Consider the following 10,940-nt stretch of genomic DNA (forward strand, 5'->3'; position numbering starts at 1 on the left):
GCGGGAAACGAGACTCGAACTCGCGACCCCGACCTTGGCAAGGTCGTGCTCTACCAACTGAGCTATTCCCGCATCGGAATAATCATCTGCAGTAGTTTACTAATACGTATTGGAGCGGGAAACGAGACTCGAACTCGCGACCCCGACCTTGGCAAGGTCGTGCTCTACCAACTGAGCTATTCCCGCAACATAGATTGTCTTGAGGCTGACTGATGATTGGAGCGGGAAACGAGACTCGAACTCGCGACCCCGACCTTGGCAAGGTCGTGCTCTACCAACTGAGCTATTCCCGCATCGGGCTGGATTGAACCAGTGTCATCATCAGATTTTGGAGCGGGAAACGAGACTCGAACTCGCGACCCCGACCTTGGCAAGGTCGTGCTCTACCAACTGAGCTATTCCCGCAACTGCCTTAAAACGGCCGTACAGCATTTGGTTGCTTGCGCTACTGTACGGGAGCCGAATTATAAGAGCAGTCATTCCAATTGCAAGGGCTTTTTTGTCACTGTGCAGCCGTTCGCTCAAAAGCTGGCCGAACTGCCGATTTTAGCAACCGAGCGACGGCAACCCCTTGCCGGGGACTCAGATTTTGAATACGTGGCTGCGGTAGAACTGCAGTTCGGCGATGGACTCGCGGATGTCGTCCAGCGCCTGGTGGGAACCGCTCTTGGTGAACTGATCCAGCAGCTCCGGCTGCCAGCGGCGCACCAGCTCCTTGATGGTGCTGACGTCGACGTTGCGGTAGTGGAAGAAGGCTTCCAGCTCGCCCATGTGCTTGACCATGAAGCGGCGATCCTGGCCTATGCTGTTGCCGCACAGGGGGCTGGTGCGCTCCGGCACCCACTGGCGAATGAAGTCGAGGGTCTCGGCCACGGCGCGGGCTTCGTCGTGCTCGCTCGCCTTGACCCGGGCGACCAGTCCGCTCTTGGTGTGGGTGTTGACGTTCCAGTCGTCCATCTTGGCCAGCTCTTCATCGCTCTGGTGAATGGCGATGACGGGCCCTTGTGCCAGCACGTTCAGATCCTTGTCGGTGATGATGGTGGCAATCTCCAGAACCACGTTCTCTTCGGGGTCGAGACCCGTCATCTCCATGTCGATCCATACCAGGTTCTGCGCGCTGACTGTCATGATTGCTCTCTCTATTGGGAGGAATGGCGGAATTTTGCCAATTTGCATGTATCATACTGGCTTTGGATCTGTTCATAAACTGGCGAATCGAGTGGCAAAGAAAGCAAAACTCAATCTGGGTCAACAGAGGCGCGTTCAGGCCAACCGCGAGCGGCGGCTGCAAAAAGATCACACCACAGTAGTGGATGACACCCTGTTCGGCCCGGCCATCGAAGGGGTGGTGATCAGCCGCTTCGGCCAGCACGCGGACGTGGAAGCCGTCGACGGCACCATACACCGCAGCAACCTGCGTCGCAGCAGCATCAACAGCCTGGTGTGCGGTGACAAGGTGGTCTGGCGTCCCGGCCTCAATGCCGCGACCGCCGGCGTCATCGAGGCGGTGCATCCCCGTCACTCCGTATTGACCCGGCCGGACTTCTACGACGGGGTCAAACCCATCGCCGCCAATATCGACCAGATAGTCATCGTCTCGGCGGTGATGCCCGAGTTCTCCACCAACATTGTCGACCGCTATCTGGTGGCCGCCGAGGATGTGGAAATCGCCCCCCTCATAGTGCTGAACAAGGTCGACATGCTGGACGAGGCGGCCCGCATCCGGGTCGAGGGCCAGCTCGCCGCCTACCGCAAGCTCGGCTACCCGGTGATCCTGGTGAGCTGCGAGAGCGGCGAGGGGCTCGACCAGCTCAAGGCCGCCCTGACCGACAAGATCAGCATCTTCGTCGGCCAGTCCGGGGTGGGCAAGTCGTCCCTGACCAACGCTTTGATGCCGGGGCTCGGCGTGCTCACCGGCGAGATCTCCGAAAACTCGGGGCTGGGCACCCATACCACCACCACGGCGCGGCTCTATCACTTCCCGAGCGGCGGCGATCTCATCGATTCCCCCGGGATCCGCGAGTTCGCCCTCTGGCACCTGGAAGCCGATCGCATCACCTGGTGTTTCGTGGAATTTCGCGACTATCTCGGCAGTTGCAAGTTCCGCGACTGCACCCACAAGGACGATCCCGGCTGCGCCCTGCGGGCGGCGGTCAGCAGTGGCGCCATCAGCCCTGACCGCTTCCACAATTATCACCGCATCCTGGAAACCATGCAGGAAGCCCGCCACGGTCGGCAACAAGCCCGGCTGTGACCCAATCAACCTCCCTCTTTTTAGAAAGAGCAGATGAAGATCATGAGCATCACTGACAACCTGAAAATTGCCGGTCAATACTGCCTGCCCAAACACGCCCTCTCCCGCCTGGTCGGCAAGCTTGCCGCCGCCGAGGCTGGCAACCTCACTACCCGGGTGATCGAGGCCTTTATCAAGCAGTACGGCGTCGTCATGAGCGAAGCGCTGCACGAAGATCCGGCCCACTATGCGAGCTTCAACGCCTTCTTCACCCGCGAGCTCAAGCCGGGGATCCGTCCGCTGGTCGAGGATGCCATGACCCTGGCCCTGCCGGTGGACGGCACCGTCAGCCAACTCGGTCCCATCCATCAGGGCCGCATCATCCAGGCCAAGGGCCACGACTACAGCGCCCGCGAGCTGCTGGGTGGCTTCGAGGATCTGGTGGCGCCGTTCAAGGATGGCGACTTTGCCACCATCTATCTGGCGCCCAAGGATTACCATCGCATCCACATGCCCCTGGACGGCGTGCTGGAGAGCATGGTGTTCGTGCCGGGGGATCTCTTCTCCGTCAACCCGCTCACCGCCGAAAACGTACCCAACCTGTTCGCCCGCAACGAGCGGGTGGTCGCCACCTTCCGCACCCCCCACGGCCCCATGGCGCTGGTGCTGGTTGGCGCCACTATCGTCGCCAGCATCGAAACCATCTGGGCCGGCAACATAGCGCCGACCAAGCAGAAGGAAGTGGTGCGCTGGGATTACACCGGCGACGAGGCCATCACCTTGCAAAAAGGCGCCGAAATGGGTCTGTTCAAGCTCGGCAGCACAGTCGTCTGCCTGTTTGGCCCCGGCATGCTGGCCGGTTTCGAACCCCATCTGGCCAACGGCGTCACCACCCGCATGGGTCAGCCCTTTGCCAAGCTGGCGGATCAGGCATGAGTGACCAGTCCAAGCCAGGCGCCTCGCAGAAAAACAACCCGCTGCACGGACTGACCCTGGAGGCGATTGTCACCGCCCTGGTCGAGCACTACGGCTGGGAAGCCCTGGGGCAGCAGATCAACATCCGCTGCTTCACCGAGGATCCCAGCGTCAAGTCGAGCCTCAAGTTCCTGCGCAAGACCCCCTGGGCGCGAGAGAAGGTAGAGAGTCTCTATCTCTACGTGCAACGCAAACAGGCCAAACAGAAGGAAGACCCCAGTGGCGTTTAAGATTACCTACACCTACAAGAAGCAGGCCAAAGAGATAGGCTACGCCAACGACAAGTTCAACAGCATCTACGACGCCATCGCCGCGGCCGAGGGGCTGGATCTCTCCAGCTTCCACGCCATGGAGGCCCAGCTGGCCCAGGTGTGCCGCCGCGACAAGAAGAGCGTGAAGGACTACAGGGAGAACTACTTCAAGGAGCTGGGCTTCTCCAACGTCATCATCGAACGGGACACTCTCGAAGACAAGCAGGAGTAAGTATGCGAACCCTGACTCTGATGGCCGCCTCCCTGCTGCTGGCGGCCTGCAGCACCCAGCCTCCCCAGCTGGTCGGCAACGATCAGGATGCCCACGGCTGCCGTGCCAGCGCCGGTTACCAGTGGTCCCCCCTGCTCGGCCAGTGCGTACGCCTGTTCGAGCAGGCGGTGCGCCTGCAATCCCTCGAGGCCACCGAGACCGGCAGCGCCTTCGTGCTGTTCAACGCCGATCAGAGCAAGGCCGAGCTGACCCTGCCAAGCGGCGAGCTGATCCCCCTTGACCGCCAGGGCGAGGAAGGGAACTGGTCCTGGCAGGGAGGAGCCTACCAGCTCTTCCCCTGGAAGGGTTATGTGCTCAAGTCCGGCGAGCGGGCACTGTTTCACGGTGACAGCGCACTCTAACGGCAACCGCCGCCAGTACGACAAAACCCCCGGCTCAGCCGGGGGTGTTGTTTTTGGCCCAGAGCCGGTTCGGGCTCTAGGCGCTCGCGACCCAAAACAAAAACCCCGTTGCAGGCAACGGGGTTTTCATGCGCTCCGGCAGGGCAGGATCAGTTGCCCAGGGTGGCGAACAGACTCTGCTCCAGGCTGCCGCGGGAGACGCAGACCGGCGTGATGGAGGGAGCCAGCACGCGCTCGCCGGAGGACTCGACGAAGTAGAGCTGGGTGTTGCCCTTGACGTTGACGGTCGCCACACTGTTGTTGCCGCTCTGGGTGATGATCAGGTTGATCTGCAGATTGGGGTTGCCCAGTGCGACCTTGGAACCCATGGTGCCGCAATCCAGCCACTCCAGCCCCTCGGCCGCGTTTTCGACGTTGGCGGTCATCAGACCTGAGCCACGCTGGCTGTTTTCGATGTTCAGGCCGTGATCGCCAAACCACTTCTCGGCGCGGGCCCACACCAGATCCACCGGAATTGCCATCTCCTGGGTGTTGTTGGTCGCCTTGGCAACCGGCGGGGTATAGCGGTACTGCTCGCCACCATTGTTGTCACTGGCACAACCCACCATCAACAGGGCCAGGGCGCCCCCCATTATCTTCTTCATGCTGCTTCTCTCGTCCATAAGGCCATAGGCCAACCGGCGGCTATTATGGCGATCACGACACAGACTGTCAGCAGGGATCCACATAAATGGCGGATTCTTAACCCACGCTTTACAAAACTGGCCTGTTATCATAGATTTGCTCGAAGTCTCCTCCGTGAGTGCTCACGTGAATTCTTCGCTCTCCCTGGCGCTGCTGCAGCAGATCATCGACCAGTTACCCATGAATATTTTCTGCCGGGATACGGCCGGACGGTACCTGTTTGCCAACAAGGCTTTCGCCCGGGAGGCCGGGCTGTCACAGCCGGGCGATCTCATCGGCAAGACGGACGCCGAGATGCCCTGGGGCGATCTGTTCCGCGAGGAAGACGGGCGCCTGCTGGCCGAAGGCAAACCCCTGCTGCACCAGCAATTGCACTGCCACGGCGGCGCCGGCGCCAACTGGATGGAGATCCACAAGGTGCCACTCTATGACGAGCAGGGCGACCCCCTCGCCCTCTTCGCCATGGTCAGCGCCATCGACCAGCGCAAGGAGCTGGAGCAGACCTTCCGCCAGCAGCAGCTGCTGCAACGCCGCCTGCTGGATGCCATCCCGGACCTCATTCGCCTCGAAGATCACCAGGGCGTACTCATCGACTGCAATCAGGCCTTCCTCGACTTCATGGGACTGTCGGCAAGCGACGCCCTGGGTCGGCGAGTGCCGCCCCGCCTGCCCGTCGAACAGACCCTGGGACAGGGGGAGTATTGCGTGGTGGATGCCCAGGGCAAGGGCCGTCACCTGGAGGTCACCCGGGTCGAGGTGCCGGACGACGAGGGCAACTCCCTCGGCATTCTCACCCTGAGCCGTGACATCACAGGGCTGCGTACCACCCAGGCCCAGTTGCAACAGGAGCAGCACTACGACAGCCTCACCGGCCTGCTCAAGCTCTCCCACTTCCTGCAGACCAGCCGCCACCTCGGGGCCCGCAAGGCCAGCCTGCTGCTGGTGGATCTGCAACATTTTCGCGAGATCAACGATCGCTTCGGCATCCGGGTCGCCGACCGCCTGCTCAGCCAGGTGGCGCGCCGCCTGCAACGGCTGGCGCCGCCCCAGTCCCTGCTCTGCCGGGTCGCCGCCGATGACTTCGCCCTGCTGCTGCCCGAGCTCCCCCTCTCCCTGGATGAGTGGAGCCGCAACCTGCAACAAGAGCTGATGGCCCCTTACCAGGTCGAGGAGCACAGGATCCAGATCCCGGTCTTCCTCGGCATAGCCCACGGCAAGGCAAAGGAGGCCGAGCGCCTGCTGAGCCATGCTGAAGCCGCGCTGGCCCAGGGCAAGCGCCAGCAGCAGCACTGCACCCTGTTCGACCCCGAGCTCGACGCCAAGCTCAAGCGCCGTCAGCTCATCGCCGCCCAGCTGCCGCTGGCCATCAAGTCGGCCGAGCTGACCGCCGTCTACCAGCCCATCATCTGCACCCACAGCAACAGGCTGCACGGGGCCGAGCTGCTCTGCCGCTGGCCTCATCCGGAGTTCGGCATGATCTCCCCCGACGAGTTCATTCCGCTGGCGGAAGAGCTGGGCCTCATCGGCCAGCTCGGCCAGCTGATGCTGGAGCTGGGTTGTGCCCAGCTGGCACGCTGGCAGGTGGCGGCCCCGGATCTGGTGCTCTCCATCAACCTGTCACCGCTGCAGTTCCGCGATCCCGAACTCTGCCCGCAGATCTTCGACTGCATCGAGCGCCACGGGCTGGCCAGCAACCAGGCCACCACCGCCATCGTCCGCTCCGTCATCGGGCTCGGCCATGAACTCGGTATCAGGATCACCGCCGAAGGGGTGGAAACCGTGGAGCAGCAGGCCTGGCTGGCACAGGCGGGCTGCGATCGCCTGCAGGGTTACCTGTTCAGCCGCCCCCTGCCCCCCGCCGAGTTTGCCCGCAACTACCAGTTGCCCGACTGACTCGCACACAGCAAAAAGGCCACCGAGGTGGCCTTTTTATTATCTGTCGAGGGCATGGGCAACATCTTCTCGATGCGCTGACGAGTACACCTTACTCCTGGAAGTAGGTGCCCCAGCCGTCGTAGTCCACGCCGTATTTTTCGAGGGAAAAACGGTCAGCATCTTCTCGCCGGCAACTAGGAAGACACTCTTACTCCTGGAAGTAGGTGCCCCAACCGTCGTAGTCCACGCCGTATTTTTCGAGGATCGGCAGCATCTTCTCGATATCGGCCACTATGGTCTCGATATCCAGCTTGCACTCCACTGTGGCATCGAAGCAGAAGATGGTGGCACCGTCATCCAGCTCCATCTCCTCGGCATCTGTCACCTCAAAGCCGGCCTTGAACAGGTCCACCGCCGCCTTCTCCAGCAGATCGAAGTTCTGACAGGCAAAGTGGTGCTCAATCTCGTAGTCCAGACTCGGGTTGCTGCCATCGGCCAGCAGCTCGTTGACGATGGCGGTGGTCTCGTCGCGCCACTCTTGCATGTTGATACTCATATAAACCCCAGGCGGTATTGGATGGATGTCAGCCCCTGCTGGCAGGCACGCTGCGGCCGCGTTGGCCCGGGTCGCCGCCAGGGGGATGGTTGCGGCAAAGCATACCCGCAGAGCGCAACGGGCTCAATGCGGCGGACCAAGATAACTGCCTTGCCCGACCCCCGCCCAAATGGCGGTGTCCGCAAAAAGGTCAAAAAGTGCAATAACCCGCCTTTGACAGGCGATACCACAGATACCGTCGCCCTCCAGCTCAAGGAAAACAAAATACATTGCAGGCTCTTTGTGGGTCAGTGTTTTCCACCATGGAGCTACTGATGACAAAGGGTCAGCCCGGGAGCATAAAAGAACTCGTTTGAATGACACACCGTCAGAAGAAGGAGCCCGCTCATCGGCTCGCCCCTTGTGATTGGACATCAGGTCATGGCCGTCACTGAGCCATGACACTCGTTCAAGGGATCTGGCCTCCTTTTACTCGCGTTGCCCATGAAAACAGTGCGACAGGGCGGAAAAATCGGGGGAAACAGGGTCGATTGCTCGGTTATCGAGCGAACGGCACCACATTATTCCCCCAGCGGTTGACACCTAGACGCAGAAAGGGTTTAATGCGCGCCGTTGCCCAGATAGCTCAGTCGGTAGAGCAGGGGATTGAAAATCCTCATGACACTTTTAATACCACAGCTCTGGATAGCACACCCCACAAGGCTTCGCTTTCAATGCGAGGCCTTTTTGTTATGCGTCTCTGGTCAATCTCTGGCAAGGTTGCTCACCGAGCTCGGGATTAATAATCCCCTGATCTCTGCTCCGCTGCTTCATCTATCCAAATCACACATTAAACCATCGATCCTCTCATTCCTATTCGCCAATGTGGAATAGGTGGCGCTGAGTGTAGGCTATTTTCTCCATAAATTGACCGGCTCTCGTTTTTTCGGGGGGATTACCAGGCTTACTGGCTCGGGTACTCACCTCCAAGTATGCAGAGCACACCCCGCTGTATCGCCAGTCGGAAATCTATGCCCGTCAGGGCGTGGAGCTGAGCCGCTCTGTGCTCTCTGGCTGGGTAGATGCGTGTTGCCGATTACTGTCACCGCTGGAGGAAGCGCTGCGGCAGTATGTGCTGACCGATGGCAAACTACACGCAGACGATACCCCGGTGCCGGTACTGCTCCCTGGCAATAAAAAGACAAAAACAGGACGTCTGTGGACGTATGTACGCGATGATCGCAACGCAGGCTCCGCACTGCCGCCAGCCGTCTGGTTCGCTTACTCGCCTGATAGAAAGGGAGTCCATCCGCAAAGCCATCTTGCCGATTTCAGCGGCGTCCTACAGGCAGACGCATATGCAGGATTTAATGAGCTATATCGTGAAGACCGAGCTGCCGGCACGATAAAGGAGGCCGCTTGCTGGGCTCATGCCAGGCGAAAGATCCATGATGTGCATATCCGAACGCCATCGGATAACACAGACGAAGCCCTCAAACGAATTGGTCAGCTTTACAGCCTTGAAGCAGAACTGCGCGGCATGTCAGCAGAACACCGGCTGGCAGAACGAGAACGGCGGGCAAAGCCCTTACTGAAAGAGCTGGAGATCTGGTTACGGGATAGGATGAAGTCGCTCTCGCGTCACTCCGAGTTGGCTAAGGCCTTCGCCTATGCCTTGAATCAGTGGTCAGCACTGACGTACTACACCGAAAACGGCTGGATAGAAGTGGACAACAACATAGCGGAGAATGCGCTACGGCTGGTGAGCTTGGGGCGAAAGAACTTCCTGTTTTTTGGCTCTGACCATGGTGGTGAACGGGGAGCCTTGTTGTACAGCTTGCTCGGCACCTGCCGGTTGAACGGGGTAGATCCGGAGCATTACCTGCGGCATGTACTGAATGTGATCGCAGACTGGCCGGTGAACCGGGTCGGCGAACTGCTGCCTTGGCGTGTTGCTCTACCTGCTGAATAACCTGTCGCTCCTGTCAATACGGCCTTCGCTGGACGCTTACCGACAGTTCTGGTATGTTGTGCTCTCAAACCATTAAAATGGGATCTAAAGAGGTAAGCCTGCTTAAATATTTGGCAAAAAACAGTGGATATGTAATATCTAAGACGGAATTACTTCACCATGTCTGGCGTGAGCAAAACGTACACGAAAATACGGTTCTGGTGACATTGTCTGGTATAAGAAAAATATTTAGAAAAGCAGGACTTGACTGTCGGTGCATCGTTACCATAGCCAAATTTGGTTATATTTTTTACCCACGCCGTGGAGGGGTTCAATGATTCAGGCAAGCACTCCATACTCTGGTTCAATTAGGTATACATTGGTGCCGATAGTGAATTTAAATAGCGGCAATATATTTTCATTCGAATTAAGAACGCAGGCTATTAACAATAATGAAATCGAAAGTATTCGACATGATGAGAGATTCATGTTGATGCGTCAACTGGAGTTCTTTCAAAAGCTGAATAGACAAGATGCGTTTTTTCATCGCAGACTTTCTGTCGAGATGACACTCAGCTTTCTTGAGATAAAATCAGTATGGACAGATTTAATTCCATTCATTTTTCAATTCAGGTTAAATATTGCTATAAAACTACAGACCTCAATATTCGAGTTGTCTGACACCGCCCGGGATAACATTATAAAACTAAAGTCACTAGGTGTGCGACTCTGGCTAATCTCCAGTAATGAATGGCATTTATCAAATATCTCAAAATTTGTTTATCCATTTTTCGATGGTGTGATAATAAACAGTGATATTTTTGAGTATGCATTTGGTATGCAGGACTCTACACAGCTAAGAAAAATTCTGAGTACATGGGGAGTCAAGAAAACCATAGTCTATGGCCTTGAACATAAAGAGCATTTCGCATTTGCTGTCAGCAATGGCTTTGTGTTGGGCCAAGGATCTTATTGCTGTGTCAATGCCTGGGACGCAATATGATAAGAGCCATCCAATACTCGCTTGTGGATACGTTAATTCGGGTAAACTGCTTGCGCATGCTGATGAGGCAATGTACGTGTCAAAGCAGAATGGCAAAAACGGTGTCAGTAGCTTTTTCACTCCTCTAGGGAAGGTGCGAACAAGTCCCTGATATGAGATCATGTTTGTCATCTGGAGCCATGGAACAGGGTTCATCATGAGTCTTCAACTTACCCTCGCCGACAGTGAATTCAGCAGTAAGCGCCGTCAGACCAGAAAAGAGATTTTCTTGTCCCGCATGGAGCAGATTCTGCCATGGCAAAACATGGTGGAAGTCATCGAGCCGTTTTACCCCAAGGCTGGTAGTGGCCGGCGACCTTATCCGCTGGAAACCATGCTACGCATTCACTGCATGCAGCATTGGTACAACCTGAGCGATAGCGCGATGGAAGATGCTCTGTACGAAATCGCCTCCATGCGTCTGTTTGCCCGGTTATCCCTGGATAGCGCCTTGCCGGACCGCACCACCATCATGAATTTCCGCCACCTGCTGGAGCAGCATCAACTGGCCCGCCAATTGTTCAAGACCATCAATCGCTGGCTGGCCGAAGCTGGCGTCATGATGACTCAAGGCACCTTGGTCGATGCCACCATCATTGAGGCTCCCAGCTCGACCAAGAACAAAGAGCAGCAACGCGATCCGCAGATGCATCAGACCAAGAAAGGCAATCAGTGGCACTTTGGCATGAAGGCCCACATTGGTGTCGATGCCAAGAGTGGCCTGACCCACAGCCTAGTCACCACCGCGGCCAACGAGCATG

General features: G+C 57.9%; 12 protein-coding genes, 4 tRNA genes and 1 pseudogene. 10 read left to right on the forward strand and 7 right to left on the reverse strand.

Annotation, left to right across the window (positions count from 1 at the left end; translation table 11 throughout):
* From AB5Y91_RS02710 to orn, 5 genes are all read right to left on the reverse strand, one after another.
* Positions 1-72: transfer RNA gene (locus AB5Y91_RS02710), tRNA-Gly, on the reverse strand.
* A 38-nt stretch (positions 73-110) separates the two neighbouring features.
* Positions 111-186, reverse strand: a tRNA-Gly gene (locus AB5Y91_RS02715).
* A gap of 31 nt (positions 187-217) precedes the next feature.
* Positions 218-293: transfer RNA gene (locus tag AB5Y91_RS02720), tRNA-Gly, on the reverse strand.
* Positions 294-329: 36 nt separating this feature from the next.
* Positions 330-405 (reverse strand) — tRNA-Gly (locus AB5Y91_RS02725).
* Between the two features lie 177 nt (positions 406-582).
* Positions 583-1,128 carry an oligoribonuclease gene (gene orn / locus AB5Y91_RS02730; protein ID WP_111912002.1) on the reverse strand — a complete coding sequence of 182 codons (546 nt, stop codon included), beginning with the start codon at positions 1,126-1,128 and terminating at the stop codon, positions 583-585.
* A gap of 91 nt (positions 1,129-1,219) precedes the next feature.
* Here orn and rsgA point away from each other — a divergent pair, with 91 nt between their 5' ends.
* Genes rsgA through AB5Y91_RS02755 form a run of 5 tightly spaced genes read left to right on the forward strand, consistent with a single transcriptional unit; the run spans position 1,220 to position 4,092 of the window.
* Positions 1,220-2,254, forward strand: a complete 1,035-nt coding sequence (rsgA, locus tag AB5Y91_RS02735; RefSeq protein ID WP_210428253.1) for a small ribosomal subunit biogenesis GTPase RsgA — start codon at positions 1,220-1,222, stop codon at positions 2,252-2,254.
* 42 nt (positions 2,255-2,296) lie between these two features.
* Entirely contained in the window at positions 2,297-3,169 is an 873-nt protein-coding gene (gene asd / locus AB5Y91_RS02740) for an archaetidylserine decarboxylase (RefSeq protein ID WP_368169019.1), read from the forward strand.
* The gene (locus AB5Y91_RS02745) at positions 3,166-3,438 is read left to right on the forward strand and encodes a VF530 family DNA-binding protein (protein WP_163147077.1); all 273 of its coding nucleotides are present in this window, start codon (positions 3,166-3,168) and stop codon (positions 3,436-3,438) included. The genes asd and AB5Y91_RS02745 overlap by 4 nt, the downstream gene beginning before the upstream one ends.
* Positions 3,428-3,691, forward strand: a complete 264-nt coding sequence (locus tag AB5Y91_RS02750) for a DUF2960 domain-containing protein (protein WP_234677166.1) — start codon at positions 3,428-3,430, stop codon at positions 3,689-3,691. The genes AB5Y91_RS02745 and AB5Y91_RS02750 overlap by 11 nt, the downstream gene beginning before the upstream one ends.
* A 2-nt stretch (positions 3,692-3,693) precedes the next feature.
* Positions 3,694-4,092 (forward strand): hypothetical protein, encoded by a 399-nt coding sequence (locus AB5Y91_RS02755; RefSeq protein ID WP_168234467.1) that lies wholly within the window; start codon positions 3,694-3,696, stop codon positions 4,090-4,092.
* A gap of 149 nt (positions 4,093-4,241) precedes the next feature.
* Here the strand turns inward: AB5Y91_RS02755 and AB5Y91_RS02760 are convergent, their stop codons facing one another.
* A complete protein-coding gene (locus AB5Y91_RS02760) occupies positions 4,242-4,736 on the reverse strand; it encodes a hypothetical protein (protein ID WP_106887711.1) in 495 nt (164 codons plus the stop codon).
* A 166-nt stretch (positions 4,737-4,902) separates the two neighbouring features.
* Here AB5Y91_RS02760 and AB5Y91_RS02765 point away from each other — a divergent pair, with 166 nt between their 5' ends.
* The gene (locus tag AB5Y91_RS02765; protein WP_368169017.1) at positions 4,903-6,669 is read left to right on the forward strand and encodes a putative bifunctional diguanylate cyclase/phosphodiesterase; all 1,767 of its coding nucleotides are present in this window, start codon (positions 4,903-4,905) and stop codon (positions 6,667-6,669) included.
* Positions 6,670-6,859: 190 nt separating this feature from the next.
* On the opposite strand, the gene rraB is transcribed toward AB5Y91_RS02765, so the two are convergent.
* Entirely contained in the window at positions 6,860-7,195 is a 336-nt protein-coding gene (gene rraB, locus AB5Y91_RS02770; RefSeq protein WP_106887713.1) for a ribonuclease E inhibitor RraB, read from the reverse strand.
* A 943-nt stretch (positions 7,196-8,138) separates the two neighbouring features.
* On the opposite strand from rraB, the pseudogene AB5Y91_RS02775 reads away from it, so the two are divergent.
* The 4 genes and pseudogenes from AB5Y91_RS02775 to AB5Y91_RS02790 all read left to right on the forward strand — a co-directional run.
* Positions 8,139-9,158 (forward strand): annotated as a pseudogene (locus AB5Y91_RS02775) (IS66 family transposase); the annotation flags it as partial.
* Between the two features lie 77 nt (positions 9,159-9,235).
* Positions 9,236-9,475, forward strand: a complete 240-nt coding sequence (locus AB5Y91_RS02780) for a transcriptional regulator (protein WP_368169020.1) — start codon at positions 9,236-9,238, stop codon at positions 9,473-9,475.
* On the forward strand, positions 9,472-10,140 hold the full coding sequence (locus tag AB5Y91_RS02785) for a hypothetical protein (protein WP_257697731.1): 669 nt from the start codon (positions 9,472-9,474) through the stop codon (positions 10,138-10,140). The genes AB5Y91_RS02780 and AB5Y91_RS02785 overlap by 4 nt, the downstream gene beginning before the upstream one ends.
* Positions 10,141-10,336: 196 nt before the next feature.
* Positions 10,337-10,940: IS5 family transposase (locus AB5Y91_RS02790; protein WP_368169018.1), on the forward strand; the 604-nt coding region annotated here is incomplete at its 3' end.

The organism is Aeromonas sp. R4-3 (genome assembly GCF_040908275.1).
GTDB classification, from domain to species: domain Bacteria; phylum Pseudomonadota; class Gammaproteobacteria; order Enterobacterales; family Aeromonadaceae; genus Aeromonas; species Aeromonas rivipollensis.